The 20,022-nt window shown below is 48.9% G+C and carries 25 protein-coding genes; 16 read left to right on the top strand and 9 right to left on the bottom strand.

Annotation, left to right across the window (positions count from 1 at the left end; all coding sequences use genetic code 11):
- Nucleotides 1-40: 40 nt before the first annotated feature.
- Together HU824_RS12135 and HU824_RS12130 are read right to left on the bottom strand one after the other, a co-directional pair.
- A complete protein-coding gene (locus HU824_RS12135) occupies nucleotides 41-463 on the bottom strand; it encodes a hypothetical protein (RefSeq protein WP_005837071.1) in 423 nt (140 codons plus the stop codon).
- Nucleotides 464-468: 5 nt separating this feature from the next.
- Nucleotides 469-1,422, bottom strand: a complete 954-nt coding sequence (locus tag HU824_RS12130) for a hypothetical protein (protein ID WP_176468966.1) — start codon at nucleotides 1,420-1,422, stop codon at nucleotides 469-471.
- 464 nt (nucleotides 1,423-1,886) lie between these two features.
- On the opposite strand from HU824_RS12130, the gene HU824_RS12125 reads away from it, so the two are divergent.
- From HU824_RS12125 to HU824_RS12050, 16 genes are all read left to right on the top strand, one after another.
- Nucleotides 1,887-2,705, top strand: coding sequence for a DUF4121 family protein (locus HU824_RS12125; RefSeq protein ID WP_008766242.1), 819 nt, complete (start codon nucleotides 1,887-1,889; stop codon nucleotides 2,703-2,705).
- Between the two features lie 19 nt (nucleotides 2,706-2,724).
- Nucleotides 2,725-3,666 carry a hypothetical protein gene (locus HU824_RS12120; RefSeq protein ID WP_008766243.1) on the top strand — a complete coding sequence of 314 codons (942 nt, stop codon included), beginning with the start codon at nucleotides 2,725-2,727 and terminating at the stop codon, nucleotides 3,664-3,666.
- A gap of 79 nt (nucleotides 3,667-3,745) precedes the next feature.
- Complete coding sequence (locus HU824_RS12115; protein ID WP_176468965.1) at nucleotides 3,746-6,748, top strand: N-6 DNA methylase; 3,003 nt, start codon at nucleotides 3,746-3,748, stop codon at nucleotides 6,746-6,748.
- A gap of 225 nt (nucleotides 6,749-6,973) precedes the next feature.
- Nucleotides 6,974-7,471: a hypothetical protein gene (locus HU824_RS12110; RefSeq protein WP_032559782.1), complete on the top strand. Its 498-nt coding sequence runs from the start codon at nucleotides 6,974-6,976 to the stop codon at nucleotides 7,469-7,471.
- Nucleotides 7,472-7,484: 13 nt separating this feature from the next.
- Complete coding sequence (locus HU824_RS12105; protein ID WP_008766246.1) at nucleotides 7,485-7,799, top strand: hypothetical protein; 315 nt, start codon at nucleotides 7,485-7,487, stop codon at nucleotides 7,797-7,799.
- A 16-nt stretch (nucleotides 7,800-7,815) separates the two neighbouring features.
- On the top strand, nucleotides 7,816-8,184 hold the full coding sequence (locus tag HU824_RS12100) for a hypothetical protein (protein ID WP_008766247.1): 369 nt from the start codon (nucleotides 7,816-7,818) through the stop codon (nucleotides 8,182-8,184).
- Nucleotides 8,185-8,201: 17 nt separating this feature from the next.
- Nucleotides 8,202-8,489, top strand: a complete 288-nt coding sequence (locus tag HU824_RS12095; RefSeq protein WP_008766248.1) for a hypothetical protein — start codon at nucleotides 8,202-8,204, stop codon at nucleotides 8,487-8,489.
- 90 nt (nucleotides 8,490-8,579) lie between these two features.
- Complete coding sequence (locus tag HU824_RS12090) at nucleotides 8,580-9,509, top strand: hypothetical protein (protein WP_008766249.1); 930 nt, start codon at nucleotides 8,580-8,582, stop codon at nucleotides 9,507-9,509.
- A gap of 37 nt (nucleotides 9,510-9,546) precedes the next feature.
- Entirely contained in the window at nucleotides 9,547-10,140 is a 594-nt protein-coding gene (locus tag HU824_RS12085; protein WP_008766250.1) for a hypothetical protein, read from the top strand.
- Entirely contained in the window at nucleotides 10,137-10,754 is a 618-nt protein-coding gene (locus HU824_RS12080; RefSeq protein ID WP_008766251.1) for a hypothetical protein, read from the top strand. Before HU824_RS12085 ends, HU824_RS12080 begins: the two co-directional genes overlap by 4 nt.
- 1 nt (nucleotide 10,755) lies before the next feature.
- Nucleotides 10,756-10,965, top strand: a complete 210-nt coding sequence (locus HU824_RS12075; RefSeq protein WP_008766252.1) for a hypothetical protein — start codon at nucleotides 10,756-10,758, stop codon at nucleotides 10,963-10,965.
- Between the two features lie 12 nt (nucleotides 10,966-10,977).
- Nucleotides 10,978-12,000 carry an LPD29 domain-containing protein gene (locus tag HU824_RS12070; RefSeq protein WP_008766253.1) on the top strand — a complete coding sequence of 341 codons (1,023 nt, stop codon included), beginning with the start codon at nucleotides 10,978-10,980 and terminating at the stop codon, nucleotides 11,998-12,000.
- A 32-nt stretch (nucleotides 12,001-12,032) separates the two neighbouring features.
- Nucleotides 12,033-12,743: a hypothetical protein gene (locus HU824_RS12065; RefSeq protein ID WP_148332192.1), complete on the top strand. Its 711-nt coding sequence runs from the start codon at nucleotides 12,033-12,035 to the stop codon at nucleotides 12,741-12,743.
- 11 nt (nucleotides 12,744-12,754) lie between these two features.
- On the top strand, nucleotides 12,755-13,273 hold the full coding sequence (locus HU824_RS12060) for a hypothetical protein (RefSeq protein ID WP_008766255.1): 519 nt from the start codon (nucleotides 12,755-12,757) through the stop codon (nucleotides 13,271-13,273).
- Between the two features lie 243 nt (nucleotides 13,274-13,516).
- A complete protein-coding gene (locus HU824_RS12055; RefSeq protein WP_016270778.1) occupies nucleotides 13,517-13,807 on the top strand; it encodes a DUF4120 family protein in 291 nt (96 codons plus the stop codon).
- Nucleotides 13,808-13,864: 57 nt separating this feature from the next.
- Nucleotides 13,865-14,788 (top strand): hypothetical protein, encoded by a 924-nt coding sequence (locus HU824_RS12050; RefSeq protein ID WP_008766256.1) that lies wholly within the window; start codon nucleotides 13,865-13,867, stop codon nucleotides 14,786-14,788.
- A gap of 76 nt (nucleotides 14,789-14,864) precedes the next feature.
- Here HU824_RS12050 and HU824_RS12045 read toward each other — a convergent pair whose 3' ends face one another.
- The 7 genes from HU824_RS12045 to HU824_RS12015 are packed head-to-tail and all read right to left on the bottom strand — an operon-like array spanning nucleotide 14,865 to nucleotide 20,012.
- Nucleotides 14,865-15,383: a hypothetical protein gene (locus HU824_RS12045; RefSeq protein WP_016270779.1), complete on the bottom strand. Its 519-nt coding sequence runs from the start codon at nucleotides 15,381-15,383 to the stop codon at nucleotides 14,865-14,867.
- On the bottom strand, nucleotides 15,374-15,907 hold the full coding sequence (locus HU824_RS12040; RefSeq protein WP_227034968.1) for a DUF3872 domain-containing protein: 534 nt from the start codon (nucleotides 15,905-15,907) through the stop codon (nucleotides 15,374-15,376). Before HU824_RS12040 ends, HU824_RS12045 begins: the two co-directional genes overlap by 10 nt.
- Nucleotides 15,908-15,950: 43 nt before the next feature.
- Nucleotides 15,951-16,826, bottom strand: a complete 876-nt coding sequence (locus HU824_RS12035; RefSeq protein ID WP_008766644.1) for a toprim domain-containing protein — start codon at nucleotides 16,824-16,826, stop codon at nucleotides 15,951-15,953.
- A gap of 13 nt (nucleotides 16,827-16,839) precedes the next feature.
- A complete protein-coding gene (locus tag HU824_RS12030; RefSeq protein ID WP_008766645.1) occupies nucleotides 16,840-17,412 on the bottom strand; it encodes a conjugal transfer protein TraO in 573 nt (190 codons plus the stop codon).
- Between the two features lie 2 nt (nucleotides 17,413-17,414).
- Nucleotides 17,415-18,395, bottom strand: coding sequence for a conjugative transposon protein TraN (gene traN / locus HU824_RS12025; protein WP_008766646.1), 981 nt, complete (start codon nucleotides 18,393-18,395; stop codon nucleotides 17,415-17,417).
- A gap of 20 nt (nucleotides 18,396-18,415) precedes the next feature.
- Nucleotides 18,416-19,714 (bottom strand): conjugative transposon protein TraM, encoded by a 1,299-nt coding sequence (gene traM / locus HU824_RS12020; protein WP_008766647.1) that lies wholly within the window; start codon nucleotides 19,712-19,714, stop codon nucleotides 18,416-18,418.
- The gene (locus HU824_RS12015; RefSeq protein ID WP_008766648.1) at nucleotides 19,707-20,012 is read right to left on the bottom strand and encodes a TraL conjugative transposon family protein; all 306 of its coding nucleotides are present in this window, start codon (nucleotides 20,010-20,012) and stop codon (nucleotides 19,707-19,709) included. Before HU824_RS12015 ends, traM begins: the two co-directional genes overlap by 8 nt.
- Nucleotides 20,013-20,022: the final 10 nt, after the last annotated feature.

Raw genomic sequence — 20,022 nt, 5'->3', positions numbered from 1 at the left:
GAGCTTCCATACACGACAATGAATTTAATGTCGTAAATTTCTAGCCTACAACACGGTTAGATGGATTGTACTCACAGAATTTGGCTGATATTTTCCCAAATGTCCGGTCTAAGCTTTGGGCATAAGAAACGCTCTTTCCTAAATATAGCAAATGATAAATATCACTACTGTTCTCAGGAATCTGAATATCAATTTTACCTTTGTAAAGTTCTTCATAAAAAGCTGTTTTCTTTGCCTGATAATCGGCAGGAGAATCACCTTCTACTGTAAAAACAAGAGTTAACTCACGCTCATCAAGCTTGGGGTTATCCATAAGAACTTGTTTCCCATGTTCCAAGCGTGATTTATTCTCTATAAACTCTTTCAGAGGTACCGGTGCTCCCAGTACATCAAGAAAGTTATCTCCCATTCTAACACCCCACTCTTTTAGGGCTTCTCTTCCGTTTATTATTAATTCTGCCATAACTATTATAGATTCTTTATATCCTGCTTGATATCATTTGTATTATCGAGTATTCGCGGACTATTTTTGGCAAGAATAACAGAGTTTTCAAGTATATCTCTACGGTCCATGTTACCTTCTACTTGGAATGTTCTCATTTCATCTACGATTCTTTCCATATTGGAGACTTTATCGGTCAATGCCTTTATGTCCTCTGTCGGGAAAACAACATGTACCTGCGACTGATAGCCGCTCGCTATTGTCTCTTTGGCTCTATCTGCGAAATTAGGAGTTCCAGATAACAAAGCTGGGACATCCCCGCTTCTAAGATTGAGCAATGAAAGTTTGCCATTGATGGATGAAAGTAAACCGGTCTGTTGAATGGACTGGTTCTTTATTTCTTCCCCGGCAACCTGCAAAGCTGTAAAACGTCCGTTAAGTTCTTCGCCGGTATCTTGTGACATGGCTTCAAAACCCTTACTACTCGCCTGCTGTGAAAACATGGTTCCAAAGAACTGGTTGATGGCATCAACTTCTTTCTTCATGTCGTCAACCATCGTCTGTTTCATGGAGTCGAGGAGCTGCTTTTCTTCGGAAGTCAAGTCGTCATCTCCCATGGCCTTTTTCCACTCATTGTACCACTTCTGCATCTGCGGTTTGAAGTTCTCCACATACATGGCCTTAATCAAAGCCTTGCGCATGTATTCGCTCATGTCATCGGAAATATCCTCCGCTGTGGCCTCTATATCGCACAAGGAATTCAGAATACCATCAGAGAACGACTCCCATTCCTGCTCAGCTTCATTACGGGCGTTCTCCGCTTCCTGGGCGGCTTCTTCCGCACGGTTGATGGCTCCCGTATCAAGAGTGGGGAAAAGCTTGTTAGCCGCATCCACAATGTCGACACCGGCTTTCTGAATTTCGGCTATCATCTCGTCCAGAGTCTTGCGCTCGGCCGTATCAATGGCACCGTCTTTCATAAATTCCGTATATTTGTAATAGTCAGAAGTATTTTGTTTGACTATCAGTGTATTATATGAAACTCGCATGAGAATGGGCAACGGATAAGAAAAATGCAAACTGTTTAGAATCACTATATTCCTCATGCTGTCAAATAACTCTTTATCTTTCTGCAAAGATAATGTTTTTCCTCTGAATACCGGAATTTTCCGGGTATAATCTTCACGGTGATTTCAAAAATAATCCAAATCAAGAATGACATCTGTACCGTAGCCGAGTTCACGTAACTCACAGGCAAAGGTAACTCGTGTTCTTATCGTACAAGCAAGGTCAAGCCCTCCGGGTGGCGTGGAAAAATCATCCTCGCCCCGGAGGGCTTCGGTATTTTTCCCGCCAACCTTGCATGTACGGAACACGACCTTTTAAAGCCTGTAGTTACGGGAACTCCGGCCCCGAAAAGCCGGACTAACAAAAAAACAATGTCATGTTACAGGCAACAAAGAACAAGTACGGTATTGAAACGCTCAAGACACTGAATGTTTTGTACGACCATGAACATTGGCTGACGCAGGAGGATGTGGATATGGCCAACCGTTATGTCGAACTTATAGAGCAGACGCGCTCGGAAATCACACCGCAAACCGGTGACAGGCTGATTTATCTCAGCCGTCATGGGGACTATTACGGCAATGCACTCATAGACAGTATGGATGAAAAGAAAGGCCTGCTTTCCATCTGCGAACAGCCGTATGTCCCATTCGTATGGCAATCTGCGGATAATATCCGCCTGAGCGTCAGCGGTGGAGCTTTCCACCATGTAAAAACGGATGATCTGAAATTCAACGGTTGGACGGAAGGAGCATTCAAAGACTGGGGACATTGCGGATCGTGCGCTCACGGATCAGTTACATTCACGGCAAAAGTCCCACAATGGATTTACCGTGAGCCGGAACCGCTCTATGGTGATTTCACGACAGAGACATACCGCCGTTTTTATCTTCACAAAGACCTGGAAGCGAGAAACCTCTACCAAAGTCTTGATATCGCTTTTCACAATGAAGAGGACTTCCGGCAATTCCTGCAAGACTATGAGGGAACGGTATTCAAGGGGAATTGGAAAAACCAGATCGTGGTATGGTGCTTCCGCAGGGAATATGTCTTCCTGCCTCTGTCGGAATGGGAAAAGATTGATGTCCCGGCAGTGGAGCGAAGGCTTAATTTCCATCCCGAGCAGGTGAAGATTGTCAAGGACATGGAGAAGCACATCACCTATTTCCACCGTATCCAATCACAGGATTTCTAACACTTAAAATCAAACAGATATGCAAACGACAACATCATTCAAACCCGGCAACGCTCCCGACCTGCTTTCAGGAATATTGAGCGTACAAGTAAGAAACGAGGACAAGATTACCGAGCAAGACCGCCTGTTTTGTCAGAACCAGCAGGACATGCTCTACAAGACGCTTGACCGGATAGACCGCTGGTATACCATCTTCAAGGAAGAGGCGGAACAATACCGAACAGAACGGGACTTCTCATACGACGACAATGGGAAAATATCCATGCGTGACCTTTACTCGCTCAGAAACGGTAAGGACGATTATTCGCACAACGAGTTCAAGCCGTTCGATGTGCTGAACGATTTGGTAGACAAGAACCACAACGCCAACTCTAACTTCGCCAACCGTATCATCGCCTACTTCAACAGGACGTACAACGTGTCGGTGCCGGAACAAAGGATAAACGAAAAGACACTCCGCATGGGCTTCCGTCCGGTCTATGGGACATACGTGGATGCGGTTATCGAGCATTTAGGTGGCAAGAGTTTCCGGGAAACGGCAGTGGAAGAACTGCTTGCCAGAGTCGCAAAGGTAGTCAAGCCTTCCTGCTGGAGCAAGGTCAAAACGGAGCTGAAGAAGGACAAGATTGTCTTTCCCGAAATCATTCGCTTCGATGATTATTACATACAATACCACCAACGGTGCAAAATCAGTTACAATTACAGTGGAGAGCTGGAAACCCTATGCGCGGGTATCGCTTACGGTGCGGATGATGTACTGTGCGGCAACTCGAAAATGATTATCCGTTTCGATGACAACGACGTGTCTGTCAATGACTGGTACGACCTCACGACCACCAACGCCGAGCAAATCCGATTCTACAAGAACGGACGTATCGACGTCAAATTCAAGGACAGCGCGGCAGCCGAGAGCTGCTTCAAGCGTCTCCGATTGGATGAAATCACATTACCGGAGAACTGACCATGAGAAGAATCCCACAGCACCCCGTAAGGCAACTCTTGCGGGGTGTCTTCATTTCCAACCGTAAACTATTAAAGATATGTACGCCATCATACCCCAACAGATACCACAGGACAGGCGGGCCGAGGTCAACGAGAAGATTCTTTTCGCCATAGACTCCGGCAAGGATCTGATTCTGGCGGAGAGCATCTACAACTGCTATACCGGCATCGGCGGGCTGCACAACCTGAAACAGTCCGACTTTGCCAATTACAACGAGTACGCGGAGGCCAAGAAAGAGTATGAGATGGGACAGTTCTTCACCCCGCATGAAGTATGCAGAGACATAGTGGATATGCTGTCTCCGGCCTCTTCCGAGATGATACTCGACATGTGCTGCGGCATGGGAAACTTCTTCAACCACCTTCCGAACCATCATAACACCTACGGTTTCGACATAGACGGAAAGGCGGTGGCCGTTGCAAGGTATCTCTACCCGGACGCCCATATCGGGAAATGCGACATCCGGCAATATTACCCGGAACAACGCTTTGACATCATTATCGGCAATCCGCCTTTCAACCTGAAATTTGATTACAGGCTGTCACAGGAATACTATATGGAAAAAGCCTACGATGTGCTCAACCCGGCAGGCATCCTGATGGTCATTGTTCCCAGCTCGTTCATGCAGAGCGAGTTCTGGGAGAAGACACGCATAACGGGCATCAACAGCCGGTTCTCGTTCATCGGGCAAGTGAAGTTAAATCCCAATGCCTTCGCTTCCACGGGAGTCCACAACTTCAACACGAAAGTAATGGTGTTCCTGCGCAAGTCGCTGCATATCGAGATGCAGGCCTACAACGCGGAAGAGTTCATCTCCATGTCTGAATTGAAAGAGCGCATCCGCGAGGCAAGGCTGATGAAGCACAAAATACGCTTCGACCTGATGCGCGAGACCAACCGGATTGACAAGGAGGAACTGGAGGTATTCGAGTACAAACTCGCCAAGTACATGTACGAGTTGAAAGCCCACACCAAGCTGAACAAACACATAGACAAAGCGGAAGCACTGGTCACGAAGTTCCGTAACCAGAAACCGCCGGAAAATGCCACCCGGGAACAGGTAAACCAATGGGAGAAGAACAAGCTGACCACGACCAAAGTCCTCGGTATCATCCGCAGGTATATCACCTCGCAGAATACCGTACCACGCAAGGAAGTGGCCCTGGTGAAGACCTCCTACGGCTTCAAGCTGAAACAGTATGCACCCCGTCTGCTGGATAAGGTTTCACACAAGGCGGCAAGTATCAATGACCTTGTGCTGGGACGGAGCGAACTTCCCTTACCGGAACTGCCGACTGAAAAGAACATGCGCCAGATACGTGCAGCGGAAAAACTGATACGCAAGAAACGCAGGCAATACGAAAACCAGAACCGGCAGTTTACAGAAATGCAACCAGACCCATTTCTGCAAGAATACCTCGATCGCACCACTTTCAGAAACAAGGACGGTGAGATATGTGAGTTTACATCACTTCAAAAACACGACCTGAACCTGGTCTTGCAGAAGCGTTATGCTTTGCTGAACTGGCAGCAAGGTTCCGGCAAGACGGCAGCCGTGTATCATCGGGCAAAATACCTGCTTAAATTCCATAAGGTACGCAATGCCGTCATTCTGGCTCCGGCCATTGCCACCAATATGACTTGGATACCGTTTCTGACAATCAATCGGGAGAAATTCCGTATAGTCAGAAGTAATGCCGATTTGGAAACAGTACCTGAAGGTGTATTACTCATCCTCTCCACCTCCATACTCTCCAAACTGAAGCGTGGACTGTCAAAATTTGTCAGACGCACATCCGGGAAACTCTGCCTGGTTTTCGATGAATCCGATGAGATAACCAACCCGTCTTCACAACGGACAAGGCTTGTCTTGAGCATTTTCCGCCGTCTCAAATACAAGATACTCGACACGGGAACCACCACGCGGAACAACATCGCGGAACTGTACAGCCAATTTGAACTGCTGTACAACAATTCCGTCAACATGGTCTGCTGGTGCGACCGGATATACCACGAGAACAGAGACAAGGAGATAGAGGAAGAAAGCAACCGGCATTACGGAGAGCCGTTCCCGGCTTTCAGAGGCCATGTGCTTTTCCGTTCCTGTCATTGCCCCGGAAAATCCACCGTATTCGGCATAGAGAAGCAGAACCAGGACGTGTACAACAAGGAGGAACTGGCGGAGCTTATCGGAAAGACCATCATCACCCGCAAGTTCAGGGACTTCGCAGGCGAGAAGTACAAGATACGTACCCATACGGTCAGCCCGGCTGAAGGCGAGCACGAGGTTTACCGCGTCATTATCGAGGAATTCTGCCGCATTTGCGAGCTGTATTACAACAGTACGGGAGACGCGAAGAAGGATGCCGGGCTTAGGCTCATGCGACAGATCAAGCTGCTCATCAAGGCGTGCTCCGTCCCGCACCTGATAGATGGCTATTTCGGCGACGGGATTCCGAACAAGACAAGATATATCGAGAAACTGATACGGAAGATTCCCGGCAAGGTGGCTGTCGGCTGCACCTCCATAGCGGCGTTCGACCTTTACGAGAATCATCTCCGCGAATGCTTTCCGAACCGTCCGGTGTTTGTGGTCAAAGGCGACGTGACCTTCAAGAAACGGCAGAGCATCGTGACTGAGTTCGATTCCACCGTCAACGGCATACTGGTCTGCACACAGCAGAGTCTGAGCAGTTCGGTGAACATCCCGACCTGTAACGATGTGATTCTGGAATCGCTCCAATGGAATATCCCGAAGATGGAGCAGTTCTACTTCCGCTTCATACGTCTTGATTCCAAAGAACTGAAGGACGTACATTATGTCACCTACAAGGATTCCGTGGAGCAGAACCTGATGGCACTGGTACTTACCAAGGAGCGGCTGAACGAGTTCATCAAAAGTGGTGAGGTGAAAGAACAGTCAGACATCTTCGAGGAGTTTGACGTCACTATGTCCGTCATCGAGAGCCTGCTGGTCAGGGAACGTGACAGGGAGGGCAAGATACATATCAGCTGGGGAAGCCAGCGCATAACCGGCTAAAAATGAAAAAACATGAATAACCGCAGATTCCATTCCACAGGCAAAGGTAACTCCGCGCCTTTACCGGCTGGGCAAGGTCAAGCCGCAAGCGGTTTTCGGGAAAATCATCCTCGCCGGAGGCTCCGGTATTTCCCCGAAAAACCCTGCACAGCCGGGGCCCGGACCTTTTGGAGCCTGTGGAATAAAATCCCCGGTTCCGCATCAATAACTGTAATGAAAAAGATTATGGACTTGAATCAGGCAGAAGTGGCAGTGACCACGCAGCATCTCATCGACATCCGGCAGGAAAGGGACAGCCTGCTGCGTATGTCCGATTTCGGCGACATGGGAGAATTCCTATGCACCTGCTCCGAATTGTTTCCCGAAGAGGAAACACCGGAGTACAGGTATACGAAATGGGAGGAAATCCCGGACCCGCTTATCAACAGGGAATGGCTTTGTCCCAACTTCTTTGATATAAGGGAGGCAATGGAGCAGCTGGAGGAACCCGACAAGGATTTTTTCTTCGACTGGTGCGACCGTTACGGACACGATATCAGTACGGAAGACCCGCACCTGCTGGTAGCGCATTACCTGGAACTGTTCGGGAACGTGACCTATATCGACGATGACTCCTGCCCGGACAGCGGGGATGACAGCCTGCTGTATTATCCGGGCATATCAGGCAACTATTTCGATAACTGTTTCCCTCGTTTTGAAGTATTCGATGACAATTACGATTAAAAGACAAACGCTTATGAACATCAATTTTCTCGGACCGGTCTTACCGACAGACAGTTTCACGCAGATGGCTTTCGTGGAAATCCTGAACATCATCCTGACCTCCGACAACATCGTGGACGTGAACCGGATGCTTATCGGAAGAAACGTCAATCCCACCTTCGGCTCGCTGTCGGGACATTTCCGCTGGTCTTACGCAAACGACCATTTCACGCTGTGGCAGCGCATGGAGTACAATTCACCAATCTGCTTCGGACAGCGCATATTCAGCATCCATTTCGGTATGCTGGCAAGCCGCGACAGGAAAAGGAACAATATGATAATGAACTGAAAACATATATATCAACATGAGTTACCAGATAATCACAAAAATGGCATACAATGCCAAAAACAAGCAGATTGAGACCTGGCAGCATTCCAACAACGTATGGCCGAAAACAGACCATTTTTATGACTTGGATGTAAAAACGGACAAACAGATGTTTGAATTCATAAAATTGGTAGCAAGCGGTTCGTGGCAGGTTCGCAAATGGAGAAAAGCGTTCAATATCCTTTTTGAGGAATATCCGGAATTGGTCATGTCATCATACGAACACGAGCTTGAAGGCAGGCCCTGGAAGGAATATTGTGCTATTTGCCGAAAACATGAAGGGCTTGCCGAAAGCAAGTGCAATGAGATCGTAGCGCGGTTCAAACAACTGGCCGGGATTGTCTGACCCAAACAGATGAATATATGGAAGAGTTGAAGATTTCAAACCGGCAAATTGCAATGATGGCTTTCGACAGGCTTCGCAAGGAAAACAAGAAGGATTCCGCGCTCCGGCTTGCCCGTTGTCTGTTGCAAGGCACAAGCATATCACTCGGCATTGGTGATATTGACTGGGATATTGACACGGCAATACGACAATGCGGCGGAGAGCCAAGTACCGGTTACAGGTACACCGCATATTTTCACTTCAACCGTAAGACGGAGATGGTAAAGGAAAGGTATGACGAGATAGTGAAAGAACTGTATGGGTAATAGTAATACGGAGGCGGCCGGAAGGTCGCTTCTGTCATTTATAACGGTATGTACGGGAAACAGAACCCTGCCGTACACAGGTAAAGAAAAATGGAAGAACAGAGAACGCTTACGTTGGATTTCGTGAAATCCCTCATGGAACCATCCTACACGCTGGTATGGACGGATTATAACGACAACCTTGACAACCACCTTGACATCATCCGGAAATGTCTGGACAGGCGGAATTGCGATTGCCTGTGGGAAAAGGCGGGCGAATGGTATGGCGATGCGGAATATGAAGCTGTTCATGGGATTATGGAAAAGCTGAAAGAAGAATGCTTTGTATTCAACGACTTTGACGAACACGAGGTCGATGCCTTTTTCGATGAACATGAGGATGCAATCCGGGACGAGATTTACAGCAGGAACGATTCGGACGTAGTGAAAGACCTGATAAGGTACACGGATGACATTCCCATCCGGGTGGAGATGCTTTCCGACTACGACTGCATCAACTCCAACTGGTTTGAATCGCAGGGCGGTTACAGTTACGAGGAATCCTATTTCGGGGACATGGTAGACAGCCTGAACCTCAATCCGGCGCAAGTAAAGAAACTGCTGACGAGCCACGGCTACAAAGTTTACGGGCGTTTCCCGAACCGGAAAAGCAGGAACGGGAAAGAACAGGTCTCATACGAGCAATTCTACGAGGAACTTATCAATTCCTGTTGCGGTGCGAACCTGCTGACCTATATCGGAAAGGTAAGTCTGAAAGAGTTGTATGATGCAGACTTCTCGCTGAAAGAGGTCATTATCCCCAAAGGGAACTGTTGCGGGCTGTTCAGTTCCACGTATGGCGGCGGAAGCCTGCTTGAAATGGAACTGAAACAAGATGTGAAGCTCAAGCTGGAAGTCAAAGGCTGTAACGGCTTCCGTTTCCGTCTGGACGATGAACGATCCAAGTACGACTATTCCATACAGCATGTGTATGGCGTGGACGATTCATTTTTCAACAATCCTGTCAGCATAGTCTCTTAATGTTAAATCAATTACAAACAATCAAATCATAAGAATTATGGCAAAGTATGATGTAAGAGTAAGGTATGCCTTCGAGGGCACTTACACGGTAGTGGCTGAAGACCACGATGAAGCAAGACAAATGGTGTCTGAGGACTGTGGGCTGGTTCTGGGCGGCAATATCCACACTACTCTCGATGATGAAGATGTAGACTGGAATTTCGGGGTTCACCCCGACACACAGATTCTTTCTGTGGCTCAACGAAACGGGAAAGGGACTTCGGCATCCATTGATTTTAGCGGGAGAATTGAGGAATTACGAGCGGATATCATTGAAGCGATACGACAATTGCTTCAAGCACACTGCATGACCGAGATACGGTTCCCTGAAGATGATGGATACGACCCGGTCTGGGTGATATGGTTCAGTAAGAACGGTGATCCGTATGAATGTATGGTAACAGGACTTCGGGTAACGGAAAACAGCCTGACCGTTTTTGCCGAGGAGAAAGAGAGCGGTTATGAAGTGGAATGTCACAGTCCGTTTGAACTCGGAACGAGGAACATCGACTGGCTCCACGAAATGTATGATGTCGTATGGAGGCAATTGGAAGGCAAAGAAAATGTTGAACCTGAAACTGAAAAATCATGAAATACCACGCAGAAAATGCAGTCTCCAGCTTCTTCTACTATATGTGGAACGCATGGAGCAAGGAGGAATGTAAAGTCGTGTTCGGAGGTGACTACCTGCACTTTTGGGAAAAATGGAACGCACAGGCTGAAAATTCCATTTATGGTGCGGCGGAACGGTTCTATACCGAATTATCGGAATGCAGCCGGACTTTGCTGGTGGAACGTGCCGTATCGCTTTATGACGGCAAGGCTTTTAGAAAAGAGCCTGATGATTCTAAAGTTCTGGTATGCGAAGAATGTGGTTCAAGGCAAGTGGAGACACAGGCCTGGATAGATGCGAATACAGAAATGTATATCTGCGATACGGCACATGATTGTGATGGCAAATGGTGTGAAGAATGTGAGGAGAATGTTGACTTCTGTTCGTTGGAAGAATTCAAGCAGATAATGCAAAGTTGGTGGACCGGCAATGACATCAGGACTTTGGAAGGCATTACAGGACTGAAAGAAACGGATTATCTTTCCAACAATAGTTCACAGACATTTGCCGGTGCTACCGATAAATGGTGGTATAATCTGGATTACGACGGAAAGCGAAATGTCTATAACAAACATACCTCTAACAATGAATAATATGGGAGAAAATATCATTGACTTAATCTGCAACTCATGCAGTTGCGACAAGACAGAAGCGCAGGAGTATCTGGATTCCGAACTTCAATACCTGCACGAATTACAGGATGTGGATGATTTGAGGGAAGGCGACATTGAACTCGCTTGCAGCAATCTCGGTCTCGACCTCGACTATCAGGAATATTTTATCAATCGCCTTGCAGGGGCATAAAAACTTACGGTTATGACTTATTTTCAGAACATACACAGTCTGGCGGACTTGAAGAAAGAGTACCGCCGTCTGGCATTGCAGCACCACCCGGACAAGGGTGGTGACACTGCCGTCATGCAGCAGGTGAACGTCGAGTTTGAAAAACTTTATGACGTGTGGAAGGACTCCACTAATATGTCCGCTGACACCACCGGCTACGAATATGACTATTCCGGGGCCACGGCAAAGGAATATGCCGAGTATGTATATAACGAATACCGGTGGAAAGGCCGCAATTACAAGGGACAGCACGCTCCCGAGATTGTGGAACTGGTGCGGACCTGGCTCAAGGAAACCTATCCCAGATACAGGTTCTCCGTCAGACGGGAGAATTACAATTCCATTTACATCAAGCTGATGAGCGCGGACTTCGAGGCGTTCACCAAGGAATCCGGCAAGGTGCAGGACACCATCAACCACTACAACATAGAGTGGAATCCTGACCTTACAGACCGTGCGAAGGAGGTGATGATGAATGTCTGCGACTTTGTCATGTCGTACAACTTCGATGACAGCAATGCCATGACGGACTATTTCCACACCAATTTCTACCTGACATTGGGCATAGGCAGCTACCGGAAACCTTACAAGGTGGAATTGCCGAAACTCGCCTGCAAGGGAAAGGAGAAGCAGGAAGTGTTCAAGCACCCCGAAGGTACGGCGCACAAGGCCCTGCGGCAGGCATTGGGTACGGCACGGTTCGGTTTCATCGAACACAGGAGGCATATCGGCGAGATGATACTCGGGGAAGACCATTACGGCTCACAAGGCGAGCATTATTTCTGGCCGAAAGAGTATTCAAGTGCCAAAACCGCGCAAAAGCGGATTGACAAATTAGAACAGGCCGGAATGCGGTGCAGACTCACAGGGTATAATGGCGGATACATCCAATTCCTCGGATATACCCCGGAGACGAAGACTTTGCTGGAACAAGAACGCGAAGAGGTCATTATTGCACATCAGGCATGGCAGGCAAGGCGAATACAAACCAACTGAGACAACTCGAAATGTCAAAACAAGAATGAATCATGAAAGCGAAAGTATTGAAATACAAGTTTGACGGAAATACCGTCGTGGCTCCGTACATGGAACTGGAAGCGTATGCGGAAAACATCTATCTCTCGTTATCGGACAAGAACGAATACGGGAATGAAAACTATGATTATTTCCATGTGGTCTGCAAGGTTGAAAACATCTATTTCTCTTGCGGGCAGTATTCCAGGGAAATGCTTGGAAGGGAGGAACAAAAAGAAAAACTTGTCAAGTATTGCAAAAACTGGATTGCGAATATGCTTCAGGATGCGGAAAACGGGAACCATGTCTCCCTTTTGTCGATCCGTGTTTTTGAAGAACTCGGACTTGACACAGTTCCTTTGCTGCAAGCCCGTGAAGCGTACCGGAAGAAACAGGAACAAAGACGGCAGGAGCAAAAAGAACAGGAAGAGGAGAAACGCAGGCTGGAGGAAGCGAAGTGGCAACAGGAACTTAACGAGGAGAAACAAAAGTTTCTGAACGGGGAATACATCCCGGCAAATATGTTCCTTGAAATAACCAAACGGGACGGCTTTGAAATCCATATACGGACCAAAGGGACATTGAACCGTCATGTATGCGGGTTGAATAAGTCCGGGAGCATTCGTTTCTACAAGAAACGCGGTTGTCGCACGCCTGATTTTTCCGGCTGCCACAAGGCTATTGCCGCTTACCTGACATTTCTGGAAACAATTACCGAAAGCTGACCTTTCTCGATATGGCACAGGAACGAATGGACGACTGGATGGAATATGCCAGGGAACTGGCACGTGCCGAGCGTGAACTGCGGGTTGAACGCTGGGTATTCATTTCCATCGAATGCAAGGATGAAGCCGGCAATCCAATCCGGCTTCATTCGTATGACCTTCCGAGGGAACTGCACAAGCGTTACCGTTGGGTAGTCCGCTGGCGTGAAGCCCGGTTGCAATGCCTGTACCCCAAAAGGCAAATCAATACCTATTACAGCTATTATGACAGACGTACCGGACTGCGTACCAATTTCAACTCCTCACTGTCAAGACTGTCAGCAGCCAAAGCCCAAATCTCCATCGCGGAGCGTAAAGAACGTGAGTATATCCAATACCAGCGTACAAACAACCTGTTCTTTGATGAAAATACAGATGAACAGCTGGTAGGGTTTCGTGAAAAACTGCGTATGAAAAAGGAAAAATACACGGCATTGGAACATGAAATCCGTTCTGAGATGGAATCCATGCAAAAATTGAATCGTATCTGACAAAACAGGCAACAACGGGGCTATTATTTTATTTCCCACCCTGCAAAGGTAGCCCCGTGTCCTGTGTATCCTGCAAGGTCAGGTCCCTTCGGGGTTGGCTGAAAGAAAATCATCCTCGCCGCTGCTGCGGTATTTTCTTTCGCCAAACCTTGCCGGATGCGGACACGGGACAGTCAGGCAGGCGAGAAATAAAAATACCGGCTCCCGGAGCCGGACGTGTTTAACAGATAAAATGCAAAAGTCATGAAAATCCTGAATGAAGAACATTTCGAGAATGTAAAGCGCTATGCCGAGTCCATCGGCGACACCTCGTTCCAGAAGTGCCTGGACAGGCTGGAAAGCTGGGAGAAGAATCCCGACCATCCCAATGAAATATCGCTCTACTACGACCATGCCCCGTATTCGTTCGGCTTCACGCAACGCTATCCCGATGGAAGAACCGGCATCGTGGGAGGCCTGCTTTATCACGGAATACCGGACAGGTCTTTTGCCGTCACACTGGAACCGTTCCACGGATGGCAGATACATACCTGACCGGAACAAAAGGAAAAGTAACATCAACATAGTATTAACTTAATAAACTTCAAGATTATGGCAAATCTGGCAGTATTGGAAAGACAACAGCAGTTTGATTTCCAGCAGAACGGAATCGAAGTGATGGACTTCGAGACATTACAGCGTACCTACAAGGAGAATGACATTTACAACAATCCGGTACAGGGCATCTACCATTACCAGGTCATCCAGCGCATGATGGATATCTGTGAAAAGCACAACCTTGACTACGAGGTGGAGGAAATCTTCGCCGCACAAAACAGGAACAAGACACAACCCGGCGTGAGCATACTCCCGCAAGTGGAACAAATCCACGGGGAAAAGGCGGTGGAAGCGCATATACTCCGCCGTATCTTCACCACCATCCGCATCAAGGACTGGGAAACCGACGAGCTGACGACCACGCTTGTCGTAGCCTACCACCAGGACGGGGTACAGGCGGCCATAGGCCCTTGTGTGAAAATCTGCCATAACCAGTGCATCCTTTCTCCGGAAAGAAGCGTATGTAATTATGGAAAGAAAAAGGTGACTACAGAAGAGTTGTTCGACACCGTGGATGGCTGGATGGCAAACTTCGAGGTGAACATGAACGAGGACATCGAACGGATACAGAGATTGAAACGCAGAGTTATCCCTTTGGAAGAAATATATATGTATATAGGACTGTTGACGGCATTGCGTGTTTCCCACGACAGCGCGGACAAGAACCTTTCCTCCACCGTGGAGACCTATCCCTTGAATCAGGGGCAGATATCGGTATTCACGGAAGAGGTGCTGAAGCTGGTAATGACAAAGGGACAGATTACCGCCTGGGATCTTTACAATGTCGCTACGGAGATATACAAACCTGGTAAGACGGACTTTCCGGCTTTGATTCCGCAGAACGGGGCGATGGCGGAGCTATTGCTGTCACGCCTGCCAGAAGAAGCGGAAATCATGGACGCCATACCGGTAGGCTGAACGGATGGATTCCATTGAAATCACAAAAGAGGGAGAACCTGGCGGTCTGATGCCGAATGATTCTCCCTCTTCTTTTTTACTTCTTAAACAGTAGCATATATTCCACTTTTCTTCTCCGTTCAATGCTCGGTACCACTTTCCCCTTGTAGCACCGGAATGAGACATACTCGTTGTAAATGTCCCTGTCCCCGGCTTCCAACTTTTGAATAAGCCTGCTCTTGGGTATCTTGCCATAGCCGACCACACGGTAATATCCCACATTATAAGACAAGGTGGCGACTAAAAGGGCATCCTTTCCGAAACGGCTGCACATCCTGCACAGTTTCCTCAAATCCGCTCTGAGCAATGAATCCGCCTGTGCCTTGCTCATATCCGGTCTGAACGTCTCTCCCGGCAAAAGTTTGTGACCCCAGCCCACATAAGGCAGATGTTTTCCATGCCAACCCTCGAACCGCTTGATGCAGGCGATGGCCTGCTCGAAAAGCGAATCCGGGATTTCCGTGGCAGTGGGAGGCGAGCCACCGCCTCCCCGTGGATGAGCCGCCAGACAGTTACAGGTTAGAATCAGGCATATAGCCGCTACAATCACTCGCATACCGTAACCGTTTCAATGTTCACCAAAGGATTTTTCACAAGTTCCCCACCGGTTCGGGGAATTCTGCCGGTTCCTCCCGTATCATCTTCTGCGTCATCCTTTTTCTCGTTGTTGAAATCAAAACTAAGCAGGAATAATTGTGCAGGGGCACTGTTGTCCTCGAAATATATGTCAATACTCTGTTGGTCCTCGCACTCGGAAGTGTAGTACAGCCGGAACACCTCCCTGTCAAGCGGATAACGGTCGTTGGGCAGCAACACCATCCCGTCGTCCATGCGGAGCGAGCCTTTGCCGTCAGGCTGGAAATAACGGACGGTGTACCGTGCATCGGAGAACCGGCCCTCACGCTTGAGTTCGCACCGTATTTCCACGGTCTCGCCTTTCACGATACGTTTGGGTACTGGCATCGTCTCCACTGTGAAGGGATATCCCTGCTGCACATCCAAATCATTGTCACAGGATACCAGGGCTATTGCTACTACAGTCGCAAGCATTGCCGAAAAGATAGCGGCAAACGCGTTCATCTTATTTTTCTTTTTCATGTTCATTGTCATTTTAATGGTTTTTCTATTGTTCAATAATTCCTTCCCAATATTGCAGGTATTCGTTCAAATCCTTGAATCCCTTGTACAGGGAAGAACAGTCCTCTATCTTGTTGCCGTAGCGTTTGCGGAGGGCTTCCAGTGTCCTTCGCCCCGCTTCGTCACGGTCCAGGTAACAATTGACCCGGTCGTACTTGTCAAGGAAACCATACGAGCGTTCCAATAAAGCCACCGAGTTCAGCACGAGGTAGTCATCGCCGCATCCCAGGCCGAGCACCATCCATGAGAGATAGTCAATGAACCCCTCGAAAATGTTACAGGTGTCCGAACCGTTGTCGATGAGCGATATGTCCTTCGGCGACATACTGCCCTTGAACAGGCGGCTGCGCAACTCATACCCACCGCTGATGTTCCTGAATCCGATGGAGAAGTACCGCTTGCCATGCAAGGTATATCTGACTTCCTCACAGTTCGGCAATGCCACATCGCTGCAAATGCCACGCTCTTTCAGATAATTGAGCAGGATTTTGTTGTTCAATGGCTCAATGCGTACATTCACGAAGCAATTCTCTTCACCAGGTGTGGTGTCGAAACATTTTTCTTTCGGACGGAAAACTATTTCCGGAACAATACCACCCAATGATTCCGAAATGAATTTAGCCTGCGACTTGAAATCACCGCTGCCAATGATTTCTCCTGCAAGCGAGAATATATCCCCGCCACGCCCGATGCCGAAGTCCTGCCACACATTCTTTAGAATATTCACCCTGAACGACGGTGTCCGTTCTTCCCGATAAGGGGCGGAATACCACCATTCATTCCCTTTCCGGGCCGTCGGCTCATGTCCCATCCGTGCCAGAAAATCCGTAATGGGAATCTTCCTTATATCTTCTATATTCATAAGCCGTGATGTTTTAATTGATGATAAATTTCACGCCCAGCCCGAATTGCATAGTGAACACGGATAATGAACCTCCCCACATGGCGCGTTCCCGGACGCTGGCAAGCAGCACGATACGGTCCGTGACATAGGTTTCAAGCTCCAGTGTTATCGCCCCGCCATAGATAAAGGCATCCTTGGCGAGCAACTTCGAGCCGTCATACAACATCTTATTCCCCCAATTCACGGTTTCGTAACCGGCCAAAGCCGAGCCGCCGATGGAAAGGAACAGTGTTTTGGAAGGGTCGGACAGGAATTTCAGATAGTACCCACCCTCGGCAGTGAACTGCGCACGAGGAACGGACACGTTACGGTACTCGTAATTCTTCAACAGGTATTCCGCACCGACAATCCAGCGGTTGGCTTTCTTGGTATATCCCGATACCGCGAATCCCGCATAATGGTTCAAGGGTGATTTCGAGCCTTCCGCAAATCCGCCCCGCAGCTCCACGCCTTTCATGCCGGGGAGACAGCGTTGGGCGTATGCCTGCCCTGAAAACAGGGCAAGCGATACGACCGCTACTAACATATAGATGACCTTACGCATGGCTACTTCACTTTAAGTTCGTTGATCACTTTGGCTCTCACGATGTCCTCGCTCTCCACGGTGAACGACTGGTGACGCCCGCCGCTTTTCTCGTTCAGTTCCACGACCAGCACCTTACCGGCAGGGATGGTGAACTTGTCAAAAGTGAACATGGTACGTTCGTCCTTATTTCCAGCTACCAAAGTGGCATAGTTATAGGCTCTGAGAGGAAAAACAATCTGCTCCTGGATGGCTGTACGCTTCATTACCTTCTTATCCACAATCTTGAACGTCACGAAATCCACCTCGAAAGGCACATTCGACTGGTTGCGTACCTGCGTGTGGAAATAGAGCAGCCCGTTATGGGTATAAATACCGCGCAGGAGGTACTGGATGCCGAAAGCCTTGCTACCGATGTGCTTGACATGGCGTTTGTTCTCTTTGTGGATACTCTTGTTGATCAGTTGCACGAGTTTGGGGGATTCACTGCCCAGTTCCTTTAGATATATGTCAAGCGCGTTGTTCGGACGGTTCACCTTGCTGCCGTCATGGATGAAGTCCTTCATCTCGATGTTCAGCAACAACGGCTCGTCCGCATACTTGACATTGAACGTGTAGAAACTGCCGCTTTCGGTGATGACCGACATGTTCGTCTCGTCACGGAAATTCCTGACCACCGCCTTTACGCGGATAACATTCTCCGCACCGTCGGCCTTTCCCGCCACAAGATTCGGGGAACCGAGGTCCACATAGCGGACGGCGGAGGGGAAAATGATGTGCGTGGTCTTGTCGTAGGTCACTTCCAGCCCATACGGGGGAACCATCCTGTCAAAGGTGAGCTTCCGGGTCAGACCGTGGTAGAGGTCGCCATCCTCCTGCCCGGGATAGAGTTCCCTGGTCATTGTGACTCTGCCTGTTTCTGCCGATATAGAATCGGCTGCATTCTGTGCAAAAGCACTCACTGCGCCCGTCATGAGGGCAAACATTACAAAAATCTTTTTCATACTTTGTGAATTTTAATGGGTTATTGATTATCGTTCTGGTAAAGCATCAGGGTATAACCGGATTTGAGGTGTACTTTTTCCTCCCGCATCTTCCGGGATATGTATTGCGACACTCCCTGTATGGCACCCCTGCCGAGTTCGGAGAGCAGCTGGTCTCCGGCTGACTGGTTGGTGATGGATATGCTCGTGCCAAGGTTTTGTCCCAAGTTGGCCGCTACCTCCTTGGCGGCATTCGCTTCCATCGAGCCGGGAATGAAGATGCCCTCCTGTCCGTCATTGTCATACACGGCAAGCTCCACGGGAATGATGATGCCGTCGTGCTCCACCTGTATGATTCCAATGCCGAGCCTTTCGCCTTGTATGCGCCCCTCGCCCGTGACAAGGGAGTTGCGTGGAAGGACATACCTGCCGACACGCATCGGTTCCAAAAGCCTTAACCTAACGCTCTGCCCGCTTCTTATGGTCTGGTCACCATGCACGCAGGCACGGATGGTATTCCTCGTATGCCCGTCAGCCGTCTTTCCCACGGCGGTATGGAATCCAGCATATCCGGTCTGTGCCATCCGTGCCAACAGTACGGAATCACTGACGGGTTGCGGAAGCGATGACACCACCGGTGTGGAGACCTGTCCCACGGGAACGGCTCTTGCCTTCCTGCCGTTGGCGGCAGGTTCGGTTTCTTCCCGTTTTTCCGTACCTGCGCCATCCTTGCCCGGCGTATATTTGGCGGCCAGTTCGTAAGATTTTTCCAGCAATGCTACCTGCTCCTCGTAGGTCATCTGTGCGGGTTGCTGTACCGCGGCAGCCTGCTTCAACTGCTCCACCTCGGCTTTCAATGCCTCCTTTTCGGGGTCTTCTCTCGGTGCCTCATAGAAACTGCCGAGCGTGGCGTTAATATCGTTATAGGCGGATGTGGACGAAGATATGGCCCCATTCCTGCGGTTTCCACTGCCACGATAGGATGATGCACTTTCGGATTCCCGCTCCTGCGGTATTTCCACGACAGGACTGCTTGTTTCATTCTGCCTGTTTTCATCGGCAAGCGCGGAAAAATCCTCCAGCGTGCGCATCTTCTCTTCCTGCCTGCGTTTCATGTCCGCCTGCTCGTAGGCGGCAATCTTGTCCGCCTCGATACCTGCCCCTCTCGGGTCGGGCAGTTCGGAATTGAAACCGGCATTCCTTTCCTCCCTCTGCCGTTCCTCCTTGGACGGCGCGAAAATCAGCCACATGCAGCCGACAAACAGGAGGAACATTCCGGCAAAGACCAGGTATTTCCTGATTTCCTGCCTCTGTCTCAATTTGTTTGCATCGTTACTCATTGTCTTCTTTGTTGAACTGGTTAAAAAACTCTTCCATCTCGCGGATTTTACTGTCCGTAAGGGTGTCCGCCTGAATAAAGTCCGGGATATCCAGCGGGGTTATCTCGATGACCTCACGTTTGGCATCCTCCCGTCCAATGTCGTATATGGCGCGGAAAATCATGTAGAAATTCCCAAGCGCGAACAGGACGGTCAGCACGACGATGGTTATCACTCTCTTTTCAGGACTCAACCCGGCGCAGGCAGCGCGCAGTTTTTCTTCGGCCAAGTCCCTGATTTTTACAAGCATCTTTTTCATACATTCAAAA

This window comes from Bacteroides sp. L10-4 (genome assembly GCF_013373675.1).
Lineage (GTDB): Bacteria > Bacteroidota > Bacteroidia > Bacteroidales > Bacteroidaceae > Bacteroides > Bacteroides muris.
Note: the sequence above shows the minus strand (reverse complement) of the source record. Positions and strands in the feature narration are given on the sequence as shown.